The sequence below is a fragment of the Streptomyces massasporeus genome (assembly GCF_014648995.1).
GTDB lineage: Bacteria > Actinomycetota > Actinomycetes > Streptomycetales > Streptomycetaceae > Streptomyces > Streptomyces massasporeus.
Genome location: NZ_BMSE01000016.1, coordinates 152,202 through 173,765, shown reverse-complemented (window position 1 = coordinate 173,765; position 21,564 = coordinate 152,202). Strand labels below are relative to the sequence as shown.

14 protein-coding genes and 1 pseudogene are annotated in these 21,564 nt (G+C 68.3%); 9 read left to right on the top strand and 6 right to left on the bottom strand.

All coding sequences use genetic code 11. The features are described from left to right. Nucleotides 1-308 precede the first annotated feature (308 nt). The 4 genes from IE153_RS29845 to IE153_RS29830 all read right to left on the bottom strand — a co-directional run bounded on the left by IE153_RS29845 (nt 309) and on the right by IE153_RS29830 (nt 3,204). Nucleotides 309-1,157 (bottom strand): RNA polymerase sigma factor SigF, encoded by an 849-nt coding sequence (locus IE153_RS29845; RefSeq protein ID WP_189592882.1) that lies wholly within the window; start codon nt 1,155-1,157, stop codon nt 309-311. Nucleotides 1,158-1,282: 125 nt separating this feature from the next. Then, nucleotides 1,283-2,215: an anti-sigma factor RsbA family regulatory protein gene (locus IE153_RS29840; RefSeq protein ID WP_189592881.1), complete on the bottom strand. Its 933-nt coding sequence runs from the start codon at nt 2,213-2,215 to the stop codon at nt 1,283-1,285. Then, entirely contained in the window at nt 2,215-2,571 is a 357-nt protein-coding gene (locus tag IE153_RS29835; protein ID WP_229829250.1) for an STAS domain-containing protein, read from the bottom strand. The genes IE153_RS29840 and IE153_RS29835 overlap by 1 nt, the downstream gene beginning before the upstream one ends. A gap of 228 nt (nt 2,572-2,799) precedes the next feature. Continuing rightward, nucleotides 2,800-3,204 carry an ATP-binding protein gene (locus tag IE153_RS29830; protein WP_189592880.1) on the bottom strand — a complete coding sequence of 135 codons (405 nt, stop codon included), beginning with the start codon at nt 3,202-3,204 and terminating at the stop codon, nt 2,800-2,802. A 267-nt stretch (nt 3,205-3,471) separates the two neighbouring features. Between IE153_RS29830 and IE153_RS29825 the strand changes: the two genes are divergently transcribed. The 9 genes and pseudogenes from IE153_RS29825 (at nt 3,472) to IE153_RS29785 (ending at nt 16,604) form a co-directional block, all read left to right on the top strand. After that, nucleotides 3,472-4,002: a methanogen output domain 1-containing protein gene (locus tag IE153_RS29825; protein ID WP_189592879.1), complete on the top strand. Its 531-nt coding sequence runs from the start codon at nt 3,472-3,474 to the stop codon at nt 4,000-4,002. Further along, complete coding sequence (locus IE153_RS29820) at nt 3,999-5,579, top strand: SpoIIE family protein phosphatase (protein WP_189592878.1); 1,581 nt, start codon at nt 3,999-4,001, stop codon at nt 5,577-5,579. The genes IE153_RS29825 and IE153_RS29820 overlap by 4 nt, the downstream gene beginning before the upstream one ends. 328 nt (nt 5,580-5,907) lie before the next feature. After that, nucleotides 5,908-8,205, top strand: a complete 2,298-nt coding sequence (locus tag IE153_RS29815) for a molybdopterin-dependent oxidoreductase (RefSeq protein WP_268251867.1) — start codon at nt 5,908-5,910, stop codon at nt 8,203-8,205. Nucleotides 8,206-8,339: 134 nt separating this feature from the next. Beyond that, complete coding sequence (locus IE153_RS29810) at nt 8,340-8,891, top strand: EF-hand domain-containing protein (protein WP_189592876.1); 552 nt, start codon at nt 8,340-8,342, stop codon at nt 8,889-8,891. A 371-nt stretch (nt 8,892-9,262) separates the two neighbouring features. After that, a pseudogene (locus IE153_RS42450) lies at nt 9,263-9,621 on the top strand (ATP-binding cassette domain-containing protein); the annotation flags it as partial. Between the two features lie 741 nt (nt 9,622-10,362). Further along, nucleotides 10,363-10,785: a hypothetical protein gene (locus tag IE153_RS29800; RefSeq protein WP_189592875.1), complete on the top strand. Its 423-nt coding sequence runs from the start codon at nt 10,363-10,365 to the stop codon at nt 10,783-10,785. Beyond that, nucleotides 10,775-11,431, top strand: coding sequence for a hypothetical protein (locus IE153_RS29795; protein WP_189592874.1), 657 nt, complete (start codon nt 10,775-10,777; stop codon nt 11,429-11,431). Before IE153_RS29800 ends, IE153_RS29795 begins: the two co-directional genes overlap by 11 nt. Nucleotides 11,432-11,433: 2 nt before the next feature. Next, entirely contained in the window at nt 11,434-16,143 is a 4,710-nt protein-coding gene (locus IE153_RS29790; protein ID WP_189592873.1) for a putative T7SS-secreted protein, read from the top strand. Then, complete coding sequence (locus IE153_RS29785; RefSeq protein WP_189592872.1) at nt 16,140-16,604, top strand: barstar family protein; 465 nt, start codon at nt 16,140-16,142, stop codon at nt 16,602-16,604. The genes IE153_RS29790 and IE153_RS29785 overlap by 4 nt, the downstream gene beginning before the upstream one ends. A 1,239-nt stretch (nt 16,605-17,843) precedes the next feature. Here the strand turns inward: IE153_RS29785 and IE153_RS29780 are convergent. Both IE153_RS29780 and IE153_RS29775 read right to left on the bottom strand, forming a co-directional pair. Beyond that, the gene (locus IE153_RS29780) at nt 17,844-19,172 is read right to left on the bottom strand and encodes a class I SAM-dependent RNA methyltransferase (protein WP_189592871.1); all 1,329 of its coding nucleotides are present in this window, start codon (nt 19,170-19,172) and stop codon (nt 17,844-17,846) included. Nucleotides 19,173-19,403: 231 nt separating this feature from the next. Continuing rightward, nucleotides 19,404-21,455 (bottom strand): APC family permease, encoded by a 2,052-nt coding sequence (locus IE153_RS29775; protein ID WP_189592870.1) that lies wholly within the window; start codon nt 21,453-21,455, stop codon nt 19,404-19,406. Nucleotides 21,456-21,564 lie beyond the last annotated feature (109 nt).

The window sequence follows — 21,564 nt, the reverse complement described above, 5'->3', positions numbered from 1 at the left end:
CTCCCGATGCCCGGTCCGGTCCTGCTGGGACCGGGCATCGGGAGTGGTGGCCGTATCAGCCGAGTTGAACTGGACCGGCTCGGACACGTGCAACAAGGACACCAGGGCCTCCCCCACTGCTCGGTCGGATTTGCCTGCCCGAGCTACCGAGAGGCCCTGTCTCCGTGCGCGTGGTCATCCACATTTCGTCCGGCGTCTTTATCGGCCGACTTCGGCAACCGCCCACCTCGACGGCAGCGCAGTCGCCCGGTTCTGGCCGACGTCCATCGGCGGACTTTGCGGACCTGGCGTCGCTTTCGCCGGTGGTCTCAGCGTTGAGTGAGCATGCCTTCGCGCAGGCGGCCCAGGGTCCGTGCCAGGAGTCGGGAGACGTGCATCTGGGACACGCCCAGGTGTTCGCCGATCTGGGCCTGGGTGAGTTCCTCCACGAACCGCATGTGGATGATCTGCCGGTCTCGCTCGTCGAGTTCGGCGAGGAGCGGGGCGAGGGTGTGGAAGTCCTCCACCAGTTCCAGCGACTGGTCTTCGGCGCCGATGAAGTCCTGCAGAGCGCTCTCGCCGTCTTCGCTGCCGCCGATCGCGGCGTCCAGGGAGGAGGAGTTGTAGCCGTTGGCGGCAAGTCGGGCTTCCCGTACCTCGTCCTCGGGCAGGCTCATCAGCTCCGACAGTTCCTTGACCGTGGGGGTGCGGCCGAGCCGGCTGCGCAATTCCTCGGTGGCGCGGGCGAGCTGGACGCGGGCTTCCTGCAGCCGGCGCGGCACGTGCACGGCCCAGGTGGTGTCGCGGAAGAACCGCTTGATCTCGCCCACGATGTAGGGGATCGCGAAGGAGGTGAACTCCACTTCGCGCGTCAGCTCGAACCGGTCGATGGCCTTGATCAGACCGATCATGCCGACCTGGACGATGTCCTCCATTTCTTCCGCGCCGCGGCTACGGAAACGGCCGGCCGCGTACCGGACCAGGGACATGTTCATCTCGATCAGTGTGCTGCGGGCGTAGCTGTACTCGGGCGTGCCCTCTTCCAGGACCGTCAGCTGTTCGAAGAACAGCTTGGAGAGCTGGCGAGCGTCTTTTGGCGCAACCCGGGAGGGGTCGGCGACCTCCGGCAGCTCGCTCGTTCGTGCGTCCAGTGCCGCCGGAATGCTCATGAGCGCCATGCTGTGCCCCTCCCAAAGTTCGAGCCGACCGCTATCGCCTGCAAAACGGCCGACGGCGCAGCGTCTACCCCGTCTTCCCGCACCTATACCTGTGCTGTGTTGAGCAGGCTCGCTACCTGGTCGTGTCAGCTGGGGAGGTAGCAGCGAATGGTGGTGCCGTCGGGGCCGGTGTGGACACGGACGAGGTCGGCGAGTTGGTGGACCAGCAGGAGTCCGCGGCCGCCGGGCTGCGTGGGATTCGGCGGGCGGCGGCCGGCCAGCGGATCGGTCAGCTGTCCGCCGTCGTGGACCTCGCAGACGATGCGGTCGCTCTCGGCCCAGATCCGCAGCGTCCCCGAGCCGGCGCCGTGGACGACGCTGTTGGTGGTCAGCTCCGCCACCGCGAGTTCCAGGTCGCCCAGGCTCACGCCGGACACGCCCAGGGCCCGCGCCCGGGACACAGCGAAGTCGCGAGTCTCGGGCAGTGTCGGTGCGGCGAAAGTACAGGCCGCAGCATCGAGTGGAGCGAGCAGGGGCTCGTTGTAGCGAGCAATGATCTCTTCGGGGCCGTAGGCGGTGGACTGCCTCTCACCGTCGGCGTCGATGACGACCGGGTGGGTCGCCAGGGCGTCACGGAGCGCCTGCTGCCTTAGTTGCCCAGCGTCGTAGGGACAGAGGATGGTCACCGCGCGCCCGGTGAAAGCGGCGTTGATCAGCGCTTCGTGCTGGACGCACGCCGGGTATTCGTCGGCGGAACGGCCCTGCCAGATCGGCTCGCCGATGATACGGACCCGGCGGGCGCCGGATTGGGCGTCGGCGAACTTGCGCAGCACGTTGGCGATGATGCGGCCCGGGTTGCGGCCGGCCTCGGTCATGTCGATGAAACGGACCTGTGCCGCTCGCTCACCGAGCCCCTCGCGGATCAGCTTCAAACGATCCGGCGGAGCTGCGACGGCCGCGGGCTCACCGGCGTCCAGCCCTTCCCGCAGGAAGGGAACCGTTCCCGCGACGTACTGGTCGGTCCCCTCGTAGAAGAGCGCCGGGTGCACGAACGGCTCGTGCGAGGGCACTGTGGTCATCACGCAGCCACCTCGATCACGGAAAGCCCGGGCCAGAAGAGTTCGAGGATGCGCGGCAGCTGCGCCGGAGGTCGGTGAAGTACGATCCGCTGTCCCTCGGGGAGACGCTGGGCGGTGACCGCAAGGTCCGTCACGCCGGCCACATCCACGAAGCGCACCCGGGACAGATCCACGTGATGCACGTCCGTGCCACGCTCGACCAGTTGCTGCAGCGCCTGCTGCCAGACCGTCCGTGTGTTCATGCTGATCTCCCCGATCGCCCCCAGCCCCGAACTGTCGGGCAACGGATTAATCTGCAGTACCGCCTCACGTGGCGGCGCGGCGGAGGGCCCGCCCACGCCAGGTGCGACATCCACGCTTTTGCCCCCAGTTCCCCGGGCTCGGCCGCACGGCGGCTCATATCGATCGCCATGCACGATACCCGGTCAGGACACGGCGGACGCCCAGTCCGGCCACGCGAGAGAATCGGGCCGGGCCTGACCTGCGCGGGTCCCGACGGCGTGAGCTGGTGGAGCTCATGCGACCGAGTACGTGTCCTCCTGTAGTGGCGCCCATGCCAACTCAGGCTTGGCGGGAGGGCGAGCTCAGGGAGCGAGGCTGAGTTCCGCCCAGACCGTTTTGCCGGGGTGGCGCGGGGTGACACCCCAGCGGTGCGCGAGCCGTTCGAGGAGCTGCATGCCGAAGCCGCCGGGCTCGGTGTTCTTGGTGGCACGCATGCGCGGCCGGCGGTCGCTGTCATCGCTGACCGCGATGCGCAGCAGCCGGCCGTTCCAGGTGAGCCGGATCAGGGGTGGGCCGACGCCATGGCGGATGGCATTGGTGATCAGTTCCGAGACGAGCAGTTCGGCGGTCTGGATCATCCGGTGCTGGTGCAGCGGACCGCCGAAACCTTCCACGCAGTCGCGGACCCAGTGCCGGGCGGCCGCGATGCTCGCCGTAACAGCGGGGAAGCGCGACTCGCAGGACGGGATGGTCGGTTCGCCGTTCACGAGGTTCCTCCAGCCTGGGTGGCGGCCCTGCTCTGCCGCCGGCTGGCGCTGCGTACAGCCGGTCGCAGTCGTCTGCCGGGTTACCCCTGCCTGCCTGGTGAACCATCTGTGTCGTCGGGTGACGGGCTGATCCTGTGAAGGGTTGATCGCCGCTGTCGACGGGACTGGTGGTGGCGGGCTGGAGTGCGCTGGCAGAATCACTCCCGCACACGACATGAGGCCACGCCGGTCGCGCTGCCACCGGGGCCCGAGGACGAGGGAGCCGGCATGGAACAGATTTCGGATGTGGAGATTCCGCTGGACCGTGATGTGTTCCTGCGCACTCTGGTGCGTGAGTTGGCGACGTCGCTGGAGTCGGTGATCGGTCTGGAGGAGGCGTCCGGCTACGTCAGCCTGGTGGGGCAGGCCGTCGGCACGCAGATCGACGAGATGTACCTCAAGGCACTGGGAACCGACCGTCTCACGGGTGAGCAGGTCGCCGAGGCGCTGGTGGACCTCAAGCGTCGTATCAAGGGTGACTTCTACGTCATCGAGCACGACGACACGAAGATCGTGCTGGGCAACCGGGTGTGCCCGTTCGCGGAGAAGGTGGTGGGCCGGGAGTCGATGTGCATGATGACGTCCAACGTCTTCGGTACCGTCGCCGCCCGCAATCTGGGCTACGCGCGGGTGGAGTTGGAGGAGACCATCGCGCGCGGCGACGCGGGCTGCCGAGTGGTGGTGCACCTGGTGCCCGACGTGGATGTCGAGACGGTGAGTGGCCGTGAGTACTTCGGCGACCGGGCTGTGGCTCCATGACCCTTGGCCTCTTCCGGGCCATCACCAGACCGCTGCCCCATCCGGTGCTGTTGTGCGGGGCCGACGGCCGCGTGCTGGCCGCCAACCCCGCTGCCCGCCGCTGTGACGACCGGCTGCGCCCGGGCGCCAGCGTGTTCGATCTACGGCCGGACGACACCCCGCAGCTGCGTCAGCAGTTTGCTGTGTGGCTGCGCAGCGGCAGTCCCGTGCCCGGCGCGCTGGTCCTCAAGGACGCCGACGGCCGCACGCGGCGCTTTCGCTGTCACGGGGCGCGGGCCACGTGGTGGGACGGCCCGCAGCCGGCCGTGCAGCTGCATCTCGTCGAGGCCGGGGCGTCGGACCGGTTCGTCGTGCTCAGCCAGCAGGTGGAGGCGCTGAACCGGGAGGTGGCCTTCCGCCGGGCCACAGAAGTGGACCGGGCGCGGCTGCTGGCCGCAGAACAGGCCGCCCGTGCCCGGTTGCAGCACCTGTACGACCTGACCGCCGCCCTGGCCGGAGCGATCACTCTCGCGGAGGTCTCCCGCGCTGTCAGCGAGGTGGCGCCGGCAGCCCTGGGGGCCACCGCGGCGGAGCTCTATCTGCACTCGTCACGGCTGGTACCGCCCCTACAGCCGGAGGACAACGGCCTTCCGGTCGGCGCGGGCGGCTGGACCGACCTGGACCGGCCCTCTTCCTCGGACGGCCCGCTCACTCGTGAAGCCGCGGACGCGGTTCCCCTGGCCCTGTCCCTGGAGGCGGACGGCGTCCCCCTGGGCATGCTGATCGTCTACGGTTCGCTCAGCGCCACCGCTCCCGAGCATGTGACAGCGGTCGCCCAGCAGATCGCCCAGGCTCTGCGCCGGGCCGGGCTGCACGAGCACGAGCACCGGGTCGCCGAACGCCTGCAGCTCAGTCTGCTGCCCCAGCTGCCACAGCTGCCCGGTCTGGAGTCGGCCACCTGCTACGCCCCGGGCAGTGACCTGCTCTCGGTCGGCGGCGACTGGTACGACGTCTACGACGTGGACTCCGATCACATCGGCCTGAGCATCGGCGACGTCGCCGGTCACGGACTGCGCGAAGCGACCGTCATGGCACAGATCACCGCCGCCCTGCGCAACATCGTGCCGCGCTGCGGCACCGACCCCGCCGCCGTCCTCGACGAAGTCAACACCTTCCTCGGCCGTTATCACCCAGGGCGGATGGCCACCGCCTGCTACCTGGTCTTCGATCGCCGCACCCGCACCCTGATGTACGCCACCGCCGGCCACCCGCCGCCGCTGCTCATCCACGCCGACGGCTCCAGCACCTACCTCGCCCACGCCACTTCCCCGCCCCTCGGCCCCGTCCGGGGCATCCGCTACCGGCAGGCCGACACCACCGTGGCCGAGAGCGACACGCTGCTGCTGTACACCGACGGGCTGATCGAGCGCCGTCGCGAAGACCTCGCCATCGGGATGCGGCGACTGACCGATTTCGCCCGCACCACCAGCGGCCTGGACATCGCCGAGCTGTGCGACCGATTCCTGCACCACCAGCCCGAGGCGGCGTTCCCCGACGACCGGGCCCTGCTCACCGTCCGCTTCCCCTCACCGTCCTGACGTGCCCTGCTCCGCCGACCCGGCTGCCAGGGTCTTCCCGTTCGGCGGCTGCGGCGGGCGGGAGATCTCGGGAGGTGGGGATGGATACCGTGCCGCCGGTCGTATTGCCGGCCCGTGACGACACATGCTCCGTGAGGCGAGTCGACGCGGACGGCGCTTCCGTGCGGCCGTTGGGAGGCTCGTGCACCTACAGGGTTGGGCAGCGGGCCGCAGGGGGAGTCTGTGTCCTGCGGCCCGTCAACTGACGTGGAGCCCCTGTGACATGAGTGGCCGCTGTCCCAGAGCCGGGGAAGTTCAGAGACGGGGTTGATGCATCGTGGAACGACGCATGACGGTTGCGACGCACTGGGGCAGTTTTGTCGCGGTGGTTGACTCTGGTCGGCTGGTGCGAATCGAGCCGAGGGGCGACGACCCCGCGCCGTCGCCCATCGGACCCGGAATGGTGACAGCCGCCGACGACAGCGCCCGCGTGTTGCGCCCCGCGGTGCGCAAGGGCTGGCTGAACGGCCTGCCGCGCGCCCACGACACGGCCAGGGGCACGGACGCCTTCGTGGAGGTGAGCTGGGACGACGCGATCACCCTGGTGAGCGAGGAACTGCGCCGAGTGCGTTCACAGCACGGAGACAGCGCCGTGTTCGGCGGCTCCTACGGCTGGGCGAGTGCGGGCGCGTTCCACAACGCCCAGGGGCAACTCCACCGGTTCCTGGCGTTGGGCGGGGGATACACCGACTCTCGCAACACGTACAGCACCGCGGCTTTGGAGGTCATCCTCCCCCATGTGATCGGCGGAGCTCCGTGGAGCTACCAGTCCCGGATGCCGATGTGGGACGAGATCGCCGACAACTGTGAGCTTGTGGTGGCGTTCGGAGGGCTGGCCCTCAAGAACAGCCAGATCAACCCCGGCGGACTGGCCAGACACCAGACGCAGGACCTTCAGCGAAAGTGCCGTGCGGCCGGGGTGCGGTTCGTGAACATCAGCCCTATCCGCAGCGACACCGCCGGTTTCCTCGACGCCGAGTGGCTGCCCGTCATCCCCAACACCGACACCGCCGCGATGCTCGGCATCGCACACACCATGCTGGTCAACGGCTGGCACGACGAGGACTTCCTTCGCCGTTGCTGCGTCGGGTTCGACCGCTTCTCCTCCTACTTGACCGGCGAACTCGACGGCGTCGCCAAGGATGCCGCCTGGGCAGCGAGGATCACGGGCATAAGCCGGGACACGATCACTGAACTGGCTCGCCGCCTGTCCACGCACCGTTCGCTCATCATGGTCAACTACGCGATACAGCGGGCGGACCACGGCGAACAGCCGATCTGGATGTCGGTCGTGCTGGCTGCCATGGCGGGCTCGATGGGGCGGCCCGGCTGCGGCTGGGGCGCGGGCTACGCGACGATGGACGCGACCGGCGTCGCCCCCGGCCGGCCCTCCGTGGCGTCGATTCCCCGGGTTCCCAACCCTGTGGCGGATTTCATCCCTGTCGCACGGATCGCCGACACCCTGCTGCATCCGGGCAAGACCATCGACTACGACGGCCGGCGCCTGACCTTGCCCGAGCTCCGCCTGATCTACTGGTGCGGAGGGAACCCGTTCCATCACCACCAAGATCTCCACCGCTTGACCCGCGCCTGGCAGACCCCTGACACGGTGGTGGTTCACGAAGCCTGGTGGAACACCACGGCCAAGTTCGCCGACATCGTCCTTCCCGTCGCCACCAGCCTGGAGCGCGACGACTTCGCCGCCGGATTCTCCGACCCCCACCTCGTCGCGATGCCGAAAGTCCGTGAGCCGGCGGGCGAGTCACGCACCGACCACCACATCTTCACCGCCCTGGCCTCCCGGCTCGGATACGAGCGCGAGTTCACGCAGTCACGCTCCGAGATCGAATGGGTCAGGCACCTCTACGAGCAGACGAGGGCCGACCTCGGCGACGACGGGGCCTTGCCGAGCTTCGACGACTTCTGGCGAAGCTCCACGGCTGAGCTGCCGGCGCTGAGCGGCCCGTTCCCCGGCAGCTTCGAGGCGCTCCGCGCAGATCCGCAGCGTTTTCCCCTTACGACCCCGTCGGGCCGGATCGAGATCTTCTCCGAGGAGATCGACTCGTTCGGCTACGACGACTGCACCGGGCATCCGACGTGGTTCGAACCAGTGGAGTGGCTCCGTGCCGGCCTGTCGGACCGATTCCCGCTGCACTTGATCTCGAATCAGCCCGCCTCACGCCTGCACAGCCAGTACGACAACGGCGGCCACAGCCTCAAGTCGAAGATCCGTGGCCGTGAGCCCGTGACGATCAATCCGCTGGACGCCGCGTCCCGCGGCATCGAGAACGGCATGATCGTACGTGTCCACAACGACCGCGGCAGCTGCCTGGCAGGCGCAGTCCTGTCGGACGACGTCATGCCAGGCGTCATCCAACTGTCCACCGGAGCATGGTGGGACCCGGCCCAGCCGGGCCGGAGCGGCACCTTGGACCGCCACGGCAATCCGAACACCCTCACGGCCGACCGAGGGTGCTCGCGCCTGTCCCAGGGACCGAGCGCCCACAGCGCGCTCGTCGACGTCGAGCTCTACGACGGCCCCCTTCCGGATGTGCTCGCCTTCGCACCACCACACCTCGAACACTGACACGCAAGCTGCCTGCCTCTTCGAGCAGGTCCTTCGTGTTCGCCGTCGTCAAGCGCGCAGCGGGCCGCCCCGGCTGCCAGAGGCTCCACTCCCCGTGTTGCATTTGCGTAATCAGATGAATACTGTGCGCAGTCGTGACTGCACTTCAAGACCTCAAGTACGGCCAGTGGTTCAGGGGCGCCGACGTCGACGGCGACGGGTTCATCACCCAGCAAGACGTCCGCGCGATGAGCGAGCGCTACATCGCCGCCCGAGACGCCGCGCCGGACTCCGCGACCGCCCGCCGACTCATCGAGGGAATGGACGGGTTCTGGACGAATGTGATCGCCCCCATGGACCAGGACGGTGACGGGAAGGTCGATCTGCGGGAGATGACCGAAGGCTTCAGGAGCGTCCTGACCGACCCCGCCCTCTATCCGCAGCAAATCGCGCCGGTCACCGACTGCTTCTTCGACCTCGTCGACCTCAACGCGGACGGCAAGATCGACCAGGCCGAGTTCCAGCAGATGTTCGACTCGGTCGCCGGTGTGCCCGGCGAGGACTGCGCCACGATCTTCGCCGCTCTGGACAGGGACGGCTCCGGTGGGCTGGACCGCGCCGAATTCCACCAGGCCCTCACCGAGTTCTTCTACGGCAACGACCCGGATGCTCCTGCCAACCACCTCTTCGGCAGGGTCACAGCCTGACAGCCCGGGATCCGACCGCCCACACCACTGCTGTGCGGGCGGTCGGCGGTCGCCTACATGCCCAACCCGCACACCGTTTGCGACCCCTTCGGCCTGTCGCCGTACCCGAACGGCGACGGCCCGGCCATGGGCGAGTACACCTCCAAAGGCGAGGGGCAGGATCTCAAACGCTCCGCCATGGTGGGCGAGGACCAGCGGCGCTCGGAAACCGGCCACGACTACGACCGAGCCCGGCCCGGACGGAACCACGAACGATCTGCGGACCACCAACTTGAAGCCCAACCAGATCGAACAAACAGTCGCCTCCGACGTGTACGCGTACATGAGGGACGGCGGGGTCGTTCCCCGCGCCAGGACCCCCGAGTTCAGCGGCCCGACGGCACCTCGCGATGGGCCGCACCCCGCACAAACGCCTGCTCGACCGCGACACCCCCGAGGACGTCGAACTGATCGAGACGGCCCTGGACGCGGTGGACGCACCAACCTGGCCGATCGCCCCTTCGACCGACTCTCCGGCGGCGAACGCCGGCGTGTCCTCATCGCCCGCGTCCTCGCCCAGCGGTCCTCCCTCCTCGTCCTGGACGAGCCGACCAACCGCCTCGACATCCGTCACCAGTTGGACGTCCCTGTGGAGATCCTCACGTCCCGGCTGCTGGCCGAGGTCTACGGCGTGACAAGCGAGGTGGCCCGCCATCCCCGCACGGGCGCGCCGCAGGTGACCTTCCTCCCGTGCCCGATCCAGGAGAGCCAACTGCTGGACGTGACCAAACCGCAGGTCACAGATGCCGCGAGCTGGAAGTGCCAGCTCCATGTGATGTACTCCGGGAAACAGGTCGAGCCCACCTGGCGGTGCCTGAGCAACTCAGAAGAACCGCAGGTCAGAGCCCCTTCTTAGCAGGCTCGAGAATCGCCACACACTCAACATGGTGCGTCATCGGAAACATGCCGCAATACGATGTTCGTGACATACCAGCAGGTCAGCTGCAGTTTCCGGTCTGCCGGAGGCGCCTTCGGGCACTCGGAGCGTCAAACGAGCGTCACGACCGGCCGGGACAGGTTCCTTACTCAACCGCTTCGACCAGGCGAGCCAACAGGACGTCAGCCACCAGTTCCCCGACCACGGCGGTGATACCTCGCGCTGTACGGGAGAAGTCCCGGCGGCGCCTGCCGGATGCACCTGTTGCAGGTCCCCACGCAGGGGCTCGTGGAGTTGCCGCTGCACATCGCCAGATCCGGGACGCCTCCCCCAACTCGCGTCCCGCACCCGGGCGGCCGCGTGACGGACATGTTCGAACCTGCACATCCGGCCCATGGCGCGAAACTGCACGTGAGGACTGGCCCTGTCTCCACAGCGGTCTCGAACTGAGGGCGCCATGCAGGGCCATGATGAGCTTCCAGGAGAACCGCCGACATGTTCGCGTGCGTCTTCGTGATCTACGGTGCCATCAGTCACCTAGGAGGGGGAGAGGCCGTGCAGCAGACCAGGACAGCGCTCGCCGAGCGAATCGCCGAGCAGAGAAGGGGAGTCGGTGACCCTCGTGCGCTGGTCGGTGAGATGCGGCGCTCGGTCCTTCTGGTGCCGACGGCCGGTGGGGGCCTTTGGTCGGCGTGGTCGGGCGGGGTGCGGTGGATCTGCGGGTTCACCGACGAGGTCGCACTGGCCCGGTTCGCTCTGCTGCACGGATCCGGTGATCAGCCCATGGACTACGCGGCGCTGCTGGGCGCGCGCATCGTCGACGAGGTCGTGCCGTCCCTGGACGAACCCGCCGGCCTCGCTGTCGACATCGCCACCGAGGACGCGTCGATGTTCTTCCCCCCGGTCGTGGGCGTCGTTGCGGACGGCGTCGCCGTCGACTCCGGCGAGGCGGAGGAGGGGCGCGGCCATGGGCGTTGACGGGGCCGATCTGCAGTTCGACAAGGCGTCTGTCGCGAAGTTCACGCAGGGCGTGGGCGCGACCATCGACGGACTCGGTGATCTGGGCGGCGCCACCGGTTCGGTGATGGGCAAGGGCTTTTCAGAGCTGGCGATGACCGGGATGGAGGCCGGGCACCACGGCCTCTCGGTCGACTTCGAGGACTTCTGCGAACGCTGGGAGTGGGGTGTGCGGGCCCTGGTGGGCGACGCCAGCGCGCTCGCGAACCGCCTCGGCCTGGCGGCGGGCACCCAGTGGGAGCACGACCAGTACGTCGAGGGCACGCTGAAGGTGGGCGTCAATTCCGTGATGGGCGGCAACCCGCACGCCACCGAGGAGGAGATCGCCCGGCAGGGCTGGGGTGACATCGTCACGCCGGATTACCTGAACCCGGACTGGAGCACGGAGTCGTTCGACAAGGCCGGCGAGAACATCGAGCAGACCTGGAAGGACACCGGCCGCACGGTCCTCACCGAGGGCGAGGGCGGTCGGCGGTCGCAGGCCATCATCGACGCGTCGGGGGTCTCCGAGGAGCAGTGGAACCAGGCGCTTGACAACACCTTCGGCCCGTCGCCGGAGGAGCGCGCCCAGCAGGCGCAGCAGCAGGGCGAGCCCGGGGGGAACTGACGGTGGGTATAGGCGACTTCCTCAGCGACATCACGCCCGACTCGGTCGAGAACGCCGTCGAGGACGGTGTCGAATGGGCCGGCAACCGGGTCGAGGACGCCGGCAACTGGACCGCCGACCGGCTGCAGGACGTCGGCTGGGAGTCCGGTGCGGACTGGGTGCGCGAGCAGTCCCGTTCGGTCGCCAACCGGATGGGCGCCGAGGTCGACGAGATGGACCTCGGGCAGACCGAGGACAAGACCAAGCTGATCTACGGCAGCCCGAGCAAGATCAACGCCACCGCCGCCAAACTCCGCGCCTTCCAGTCGGCCTTCGACGACGCCGGTGACGGTCTCAAGGGCCTGGACTCCTCCCGGCTCAAGGGCGAGACGGCCGAAGCGCTGCGCACCGCGGTGAGCACCCAGCCGCCCAAGTGGTACGCCGCCGCCGACGCCTGTGCGAAGGCAATCGGCGCGCTCGACGCGTTCGCCGGCACGGTCACCTGGGCGCAGGGACAGGCGCAGACGGCGATCGAGAAGTGGAAGGAGGGTGTCAAGGCCTCCGAGGACGCCGCAGAGGCCCACCGCAAGAAGGTCGACGACTTCAACAGTGCCGTCGATCGCTACAACGCCCAGCCCGCCGACAAGCGCGACCCGTCCTCGCTCCCGCCCAGGCCCGCGGCGACGTTCGAGGACCCCGGCAAGAAGCTGATGCAGGAGGCGCAGGACATCCTCGCCGAGGCCCGCAAGCAGCGGAACTCGGCGGCGGAGACGGCACGCACCGCGGTCCGCGCCGCCCGTGACATGGCCCCGCGGAAGCCCTCTTATGCCGAGCAACTGGCCGGCGGGTTCCAGGAGTTCCAGATCATGGGCGACCATGTCGGGGGCGGGATCATCAAGGGCACGGCGGGCATCCTCAATTTCGTCCGCAGCGTCAACCCCGTCGATCCGTACAACATCACGCATCCGGCCGAGTACGCCACCTCCCTCAACAGCCTCGCCGCCGGACTGATCGTCGCCGCCAACGACCCGGTCGGCACCGGCAAGCAGATGGTCAGCGACTTCATGAAGGACCCGGCCGAGGGCTTCGGCAGGCTGATTCCCGACCTCGCGCTGACCGCCGCCACCGGTGGCGGCGGCGCCGCGGTGAAGGGCATCCGCATCGCCGAGGAGGCCGCCGACGCCGCACGGGCGCGCAAGCTGGTCGACGACGCCCCCGACGGCACCCACAACCGCCCCGACGGCGAGCGCACCACTGACGGCACCGACCCCGTCGACCTCGCCTCCGGCCGGATGTTCCTGCCCCAGACCGATGTCGAACTGCCCGGCATCCTGCCGCTGCTCTTCACCCGCCGCACCGAGTCCGGCTGCACGGTCGGCCGCTTCCTGGGGCCCTCCTGGACGTCCACCGTCGACGAACGACTGGAGGTCGATGCGGTCGGTGTCATCCACGTCACCGCCGACGGTCTCCTGATCCCGTACCCGCATCCGGTCCCCGGCGCGCCCACCACCCCGTCATCGGGCAGAGCCCGCACCCTGCTGGCCCGCGACGCCGACGGCGACTACACCGTCACCGACCCCGACAGCGGCCTGGTCTTCCACTTCACCGCCCCGCCCGGCAGCGAACCGGGGGACGACGGCGTCGCCTGGCTGTCGGGCATCACCGAACTCAAGGGCCACACCATCGCCGTCGACCGCGGCGAGGACGGCCTGCCGCTGGCCCTGGTCCACTCGGCGGGCCACCAGGTGAAGCTGTCCCTCGCCGACGGCCTGGTCACCGCCCTGTCCCTGGCCGGCGCGGGCGAGGGCGGCGCGGACCTGCCCCTGATGCAATACGGCTATCAGGACGGCAACCTCACCACCGTCACCAAACCCTCCGGTGCCACCACCACCTTCGTCTACGATGACCGCCGCCGCGTCATCGCCTGGATCGACTCCAACAACAGCCGCTACGACTACGTCTACGACGACCGCGACCGCGTCGTGGCGGAGGGCGGGGAGGCCGGCCACGTCCAGATCACCCTGGCCTACACCGAGCCCGACCCAGAAACCGGCCACCGCACCACCACACTCACCACCGCCGACGGGCACGCGACCCGCCACCTGTTCGGCCCCGGCTGCCGTCTCCTGGCCACCACCGACCCCCTCGGCCACACCACCCGCTTCACCTACGACGCCGACGGCAACCTCCTGACCCGCACCGACCCACTCGGTCGCACCACCGTCTACGCCTACGACGAGGATGGTTGGCTCGTCGTGGTCACTCGGCCCGACGGCACTGGATTGCGCATCGTGCGCGGCCCGCTTGGACTGCCGGTGGAGTTCCACGAGCCGGACGGCACCCGCCGCACACAGGAATTCGACGAGCGCGGCAATCGGATCAGAATCGCCGACGCGGCTGGCCACGCCACCTGCTACGCCTACGACGACGCCGGCCGCATCATCTCCGTCACCGACCCCCTCGGCGCCACGACCCAGGTGGTCTGCGACGCCGCGGGCCTGCCGGTGGAGGTAACCGACCCGGCCGGCGGCACGACCCGCGTGGGACGCGATGCTCTCGGCAGACTCGTAAGCACCGTCGACCCTGTGGGCAGAGTCACCAGTCTCACCTGGAACGCCGACGGGCAACTCGCCCGCCGTACGGCCCCGGACGGCGCCACCGAGTCATGGACCTACGACGGTGAGGGCAACTGCCTGACCCACACCTCCCCGGCTGGAGGAGTGACCAGGTTCGAGTACACCCACTTCGACCTCCTCGCTGCCCGCACCGGGCCGGACGGTGCCCGCTATGCGTTCGAGTACGACACCGCCCTACGCCTTACCCGTGTCACCAACCCACAAGGTCTGGGCTGGAGCTACCGGTACGACGCGGCCGGCCGCCTGGTCTCGGAAACCGACTTCGACGAACGCACCATCGACTACCGCCTCGACGCGGTAGGGCAGTTGACCACGCGGATCGACCCGCTCGGTGACGTCATCTCCTTCACTCACGACGAGCTGGGCCGTGTCATCTGTAAGGATGCCGCCGGTCGGACAACCAGCTACGCGTACGACCCGGCCGGGCGCCTCCTGCGGGCGTCCGGCCCGGACGGCGACTTGATCCGGCAGTACGACCGACGCGGCCTGATCAAGACGGAACTCATCGACGGCCGCGCCACCACCTTTCGCTACAACGCCGTGGGCCGTCGCGTGGGACGTGTCACCCCCACCGGCCATGTCACCACCTACACCCATGACACGGCAGGCCGCCCCGGCCTGCTGACCACGGGTGGTCAGGAGGTCACCTTCACCCATGACGCGGCAGGCCGTGAACTGTCCCGCGTCTTCGGCTCCCTCACCGTCACCTCGGCCTGGGACGAAGCCGGACGTCTGTCCGCCGAGCACCTGATCACCGACGGACGCGTGCTCAACAGCCGCACCTACACCTACCGCGCCGACGGCCACCTCTCCGTCGTCTCCGACCGGTTGTCGGGCACCCGCACCTTCGGCCTCGACCCGGTCGGCCGCGTCACCGCCGTGATCGCCGACGGCTGGAGCGAACGGTACGCCTACGACGCGAGCGGCAATCAGATCTCCGCCTCCTGGCCTGCCTCCCATCCCGGCCAGGAAGCCACTGGAGCCCGGACGTACCACGGCACTTCCCTCACCCGCGCCGGAGATGTGCGCTACGAACACGACGCCCACGGCCGCGTCACCCTGCGCCAGAGGACCCGCCTCTCCCGCAAACCCGACACCTGGCGCTACGAGTGGGACGCCGAGGACCGCCTCACCTCCGTCATCACTCCCGACGGCACCCGCTGGCGTTATCGCTACGACCCATTGGGTCGACGCACCGCCAAACAACGCCTGGCTTCCGATGGCGAGACGGTCATCGAGGAGGTCCGCTTCACCTGGGACGGCACCACCCTGTGCGAGCAGATCACGGCGTCGCAGGACATCGCCCATCACGTGGCGCTCACCTGGGACCACCGCGGCCTGACCCCAATCGCCCAAACCGAACGGATCCTCACCGCGGATGCCCGCCAGGAGGAGATCGACCGGCGCTTCTTCGCCATCGCCACCGACCTTGTCGGTGCCCCCACCGAACTTGTCGACGAGTCCGGCGACATCGCCTGGCGCACCCGCAGCACGCTCTGGGGCACCACGGCCTGGTCCCGGGACAGCAGCACCTACACTCCTCTGCGCTTCCCCGGCCAGTACTACGACCCCGAAACCGGCCTCCACTACAACTACTTCCGCCACTACGATCCCGAGACCGGCCGCTACACGGCTCCGGACCCCCTCGGCCTCACACCCGCGCCCAATCCGGTCACATACGTCGACAATCCCCACACAGGCGCCGACCCACTGGGACTCTCACCGAACTACCAAGTGGGCCAGACCCTGGGCGACACATCAAAGCTGAGCGGGTGGATTCCCACAAAGGTTCCGGCGGAGTCCGAAGCGGTCCTCCGTGACATTCGCGAGTTCGGTGTGGAGGCTCAGGGCGCGGGCCCTCAGCTCATGGGACCGTCCATCCCCAAGCCATTCGAGAACAGCGGGAAGGGCGGCGCCTACAAACTTCCGGAATTCGACAGTCAGGGGAATAGTATCCGCTATACGGAATGGGGCACGGTACAGTCGATCGACAACCCGAAATGGGGCGGCGAGAGGGTCGTGACCGGGTCGGACGGATCGGCGTACTACACTCCGACCCATTATCAGACCTACATCGTGATGGAGACCGGCCGATGAGCAACGCCACCTGGTGGGAACGTAACGAGGAAGAAGCCTGTGTCGTCCCGACCGACTCCTCGCTCTCCGCTGCACGCGCCCTGCCTCCCACCGGACTGATCTACTCGGCCCGGATGCGAGGACAGGAAATGCACGACTCCGACGGGGTGTTCACTCAGTTCTACGAAGCACTGCGCCTCCCGGACTACTTCGGCTGGAACTGGAACGCACTGCGGGACTGCCTGACCGATCTACACTGGATCAACGCCAAGCATTTCCTCATCACCATCGATGACGCCGACGTCGCGCTTTCCGAAAGCACCGAAGAACGTGAAATCCTCTTCCGTGCTCTGAACGACGCCGTTAAGTTCTGGGCGGGAAAGCCCGAGCTTCCAGGCCAGGAGAAGATCACTTTTCAGGCCGTACTGCTGTGCCCGCCCGACGTCCATGAGGAGGTACTCCGCGAAATCAGGACCTACTGAGGCCCGGTGAATTCGGCGTGACCGAATCGGTCCTCTACGCCCGCACGGAGCACTTGGTGTCGAGAGCACCTGGCAGATCGCCGGAGGGCGGGCATAGACTCTCCGCAGTCCTTTTCCGCGGCAGTGGCCCAAATGTGAGCATTCAGGCAGTCTGAACCACTGGCCACCGCACAGTGGAAAGTGAAGGCCGACGTATACCGAGAGTTCATTCATCCCCGACGACGAAGAGGTCCAGGAGGCCGTCGGCGAATGGCCAGATTCGGAAGAGAGCGACGCACGGGTTCTCACTGTGCAGGATAATTCGGGACAGTCTCTCATTTTTTCCTACGATGTACTGGCTAGGTCCGTGAGAATCCGCTGGATGAACGATCGGGGAATTGAGATGCTGGTTTTCTTCCGTGAATCCGCAACTCGCCTTTCCTTCACCTCAGGTCAATCAACCAAGCGCATTTCCATCGATTTCCACACGGGCGAGTGCACAGGCACATTAGAAATTCAGGTGACACCCCACCTTTCGGTACGCGACCGCCTCCTGTTCCAATACTAGGCAGGCCGATCTGCCATCTCGCATGAGAGCAAGGAGCACAGGGCCATGAAAGATGGGAGCGTCGTGATGTCCCGCCAGAATCAGCGTCGAAACAGGTCGGTCTCGCCCGAAAAGGAAAACCAGGCGGTCTCGCGGCACGGAACACTCAGACTCGACGGCGAACACGGTCCGCTGCTCGTCCCCGTGCCGAAGCAGGGGCCAGTGCATGAGTCAGTCGGTATCGCTGGGCACCTCCGCCCTCGGGGCGGCAGACACGTCATCGTCATCAAGAGCTCTACGGATCTTGTCGCCTTCTGCGGGACGACTGCGTGTCACCGAAATTCCTGCTCCCACGTGGCCGTGTGCGAGCTCCGGCCGGAGAGCTTCTCCTTGCGGTGAGTGCCCCGTAGGCCCGCTGCCGTACGGGCCCCGGGGTCCTCCCTCGCGGTGGGGAAAAGGGAGGCGGAAGGCGGCCTTCGGACCACCCGGCGACAAGCGATGACATGTCATCAGAACGAGCGTCGGATGAGCGTCACGAGTGGCCACCGCCCGACCGTGCCCATGCCACCGTTCGGTGCCCGACACCCAGCTGGTAGCTGGTCGAACCGCAGGCCGGAGCCGTCCCTGACATAGGGCAAGGCTCCACACCATTCACCTACGGAAACATGTCGACGTGACCTGCCCGCAACCTGGGAAATCAGAAAATCAGCAGGTCAGCGTCCCTTTGCGGCGGGCTCGAGAATCGCCACGCACTCCACATGGTGCGTCATCGGAAACAGATCGAACGCCCGCAGCATCCGCACCCGGTACCCCCCATCCCGGAAGTACCCCAAGTCCCGTGCCAGCGCAGCCGGATCGCACGCCACGTACGCGATCCGCCGTGCCCCCAGCGACGCCAGATGCTCCACCGTCTTGCGGCCCGCGCCCGCCCGCGGCGGGTCGAGGACGATCAGGTCGACCTCCTCGATGCCCGTGCGCGGCAACACGCTCTCGACCTTGCCCTGTTCGATGCGGACCCGCTCGAAGTCGGCGAGGTTGTGCCGCGCGTCCTCCACCGCCCGCTTGCCGGACTCGATGCCGAGGACGGCGCCCTGGTCTCCGACCCGGTCGGCGAGGGCGCCGGCGAAGAGGCCGACGCCGCAGTACAGGTCGAGGGCCATGTCGCCCTTACGCGGCAGCAGGCCCTGCATGACCGCGGTCACCAGGGTCTCCGCGGCCTTCGGGTGGACCTGCCAGAAACCGCCGTTGCCGACGCGGTGCGTGCGGCCGTCGGCGCGTTCGCGGACGAAGGGGCGGCCGTGCACCCGGTGGACACCGCCGGAGCGCTCGTCCACCCGCAGGACGGAGACGGGGCGGTCGAGTTCGACGAGCGGGAGGCGCGCGCCCGGCTTAGGGGTGAGGATCACCTGGCGGTCCTGGGAGCCCGTCGCCGCGATCGCCTCGACAGAGTCCATGCCCGTCCAGGACCGCTTCTCGATGCCCAGCTCGCTGACGCCCTCCGCGGCGATCATGCAGTGGTCGATCGGCTCCACCTCGTGCGAGCGGTGCCGGCGCAGGCCCGCCCGGCCGTCGGCGGTGACGGCGTACTGGACGCGAGTGCGCCACGCGGGGACCTGGCCCGCGGGCACCTTGTCGCCCTCCGCCGGCAGCACCGTGCCGTCCCAGCCGGCCTCCTCCGGGGTGAGCCCGGCGAGGTGCTGGAGCTGTTCGGCGATGACGTCGGCCTTCAGGCGCCGCTGCGCGCCCGGCTTGGCGTGCTGCCAGTCGCAGCCGCCGCAGCGGCCGGGGCCGGCGAACGGGCAGGGCTCGTCGATCCGGTCCTTGGAGGCGTCGAGCACGGTCACGGCGTCGGCGCGCAGGAACCGCGCGCCCTCCTCGCCCTCCGTCACCCGCGCCACGACCCGCTCGCCGGGCAGCGCGTGCCGGACGAACAGCACCTGGCCCTCGGACGTGCGGGCGATGCAGTGACCGCCGTGGGCGACGGGGCCGACCTCGACCTCGTACTCCTCCCCCACCAGCGACTTCCTCGGTTCTGCCTGCATGGCGGGGTGACTCCATAACGCGTGAGGGGGAAGGGCCGAACGGAAACGGCCGGACAACAGCCCACCAGTCTACGTGGCTGTCACCCGGCCGTTTCACACGAGCCGTACCGTCACACGGATCGCACGCGTCACACGAGCACGCGTCACACGAGCACGCGTCACACGAGCACGCGTCACACGAGCACGCGTCACACGAGCACGCGTCACACGAGCCGTCGTCTCAGGAGATCGTCAGCTCTTGTGGTCGGAGGACTCCTTCGACCGCACCTGCGCGGGACCGCGCCGCACCGAGCCCGGCGCGTTCCAGTCCTGCTGCCTGCGGGCCCGCCGCTTGGCCGCCTCGGAGGACTGCAGCTGGTACGGCACCGAGGTCACCATGATCCCGGGCGTGAACAGCAGCCGGCCCTTGAGCCGCAGGGCGCTCTGGTTGTGCAGCAGGTGCTCGTACCAGTGGCCGACCACGTACTCGGGGATGATCACGGACACCGCGTCCCGCGGGGACTCCTTGCGCAGCCCCTTGACGTACTCGATGATCGGCCGCGTGATCTCGCGGTAGGGCGAGTCCAGGACCTTCAGCGGTACGTCGATGCCGCGCCGCTCCCATTCCTCGCGCAGGGCCTTGGTCTCCGCCGGGTCGACGTTGACGCTCAGCGCCTCCAGCGAGTCCGAGCGCATCAGCTTGGCGTAGGCCAGGGCGCGCAGTGTCGGGCGGTGGATCTTGGAGATCAGTACGACCGAGTGGACCCGCGAGGGCCGTACGAGGTCGTCGCTCGGGCCCTCGGGGGCGGCGATCTCGGCGGCGACCCGGTCGTAGTGCTTCCGGATGGCCGTCATCGTCGCGTAGAAGATCACCATGCCGAGCAGGGCGACCCAGGCGCCGTGCGTGAACTTGGTGAGAAGGACGACGACCAGCACGAGGCCGGTGAAGAAGGCGCCGAAGGCGTTGATGGCGCGGGAGCGGATCATGTGGCGGCGCTTGGCCTGGTCCTTCTCGGTGGCCAGGTGGCGGTTCCAGTGCCGGACCATGCCGGTCTGGCTGAGTGTGAAGGACACGAACACGCCGACGATGTACAGCTGGATCAGGCGGGTGGAGTCGGCGCCGTAGATCCCCACGAGCAGTCCGGCGGCGCCGGCGAGGAGCACGATGCCGTTGGAGAAGGCCAGGCGGTCGCCGCGGGTGTGCAGCTGGCGCGGCAGGTAGCGGTCCTGGGCGAGGATCGAGCCGAGCAGCGGGAAGCCGTTGTAGGCGGTGTTGGCGGCGAGGAACAGCACCAGCGCGGTGGCCGCGGCCAGGATGATGAACAGGAAGCTGCCCTTGCCGAAGACGGCCTCCGCGACCTGGGAGATCACCGGGTTCTGGACGTAGTCCGGGCCGAGCGGGACACCGTTGTGGATGAGGTCCTTGGCGGGGTTCTCCGCCATGCGGACGTCGGTGGCGGCGGCCAGCGCGATGATGCCGCAGAACATGGTGACGGCCAGCAGGCCCATCGCCGCGAGCGTCGTCGCGGCGTTCTTGGACTTGGGCTTGCGGAAGGCCGGCACGCCGTTGGAGATCGCCTCGACGCCGGTGAGCGCGGCGCAGCCGGAGGAGAAGGCGCGCAGCAGCAGGAAGACCAGCGCGAAGCCGGCCAGGCCCTGGTGCTCGGGCTTGATGACGTAGTCCGCCGTCGGTGCCCGCATGGTGTCGTCCAGGACCAGCCCGCGGAAGGCACCCCACGCGATCATGATGAAGACGCCGAAGACGAAGACGTAGGTCGGGATCGCGAAGAGCGAGCCGGACTCCTTCACCCCGCGCAGGTTCATCAGCGTCAGCAACACGATCACGCCGATCGCGCAGAGCACCTTGTGCTCGACGACGAACGGGATCGCGGAGCCGAGGTTCTCGATGCCGGACGAGATCGACACCGCGACGGTGAGGACGTAGTCGACGAGCAGCGCGCTCGCGACCGTCAGGCCGGCCTTGGGTCCGAGGTTGGTGGTCGCCACCTCGTAGTCGCCGCCGCCGCTGGGGTAGGCGTGCACGTTCTGCCGGTACGAGGCCACCACGGTGAACATCAGCACGACGACCGCGACGGCGATCCACGGGCTGAAGTGGTACGCCGTCACGCCCGCGATCGACAGGACCAGCAGCACCTCGCCGGGCGCGTACGCCACGGAGGACAGCGGGTCGGAGGCGAAGACGGGGAGTGCGATGCGCTTCGGCAGGAGCGTTTCGCCCAGCCGGTCGCTGCGCAGTGCGCGCCCGATCAGGATCCGTTTGGGCACGTCGGTCAGTTTGGACACAACAGAGGATCGTAGGCGTTCGATTGCGGGGGTGCCCACCCGCCACCCCTCATCGGCGTTCCGTCTGCTCTCCGAGTGAATTCAGAGGCGCATGCGGCTGCGGATTCCG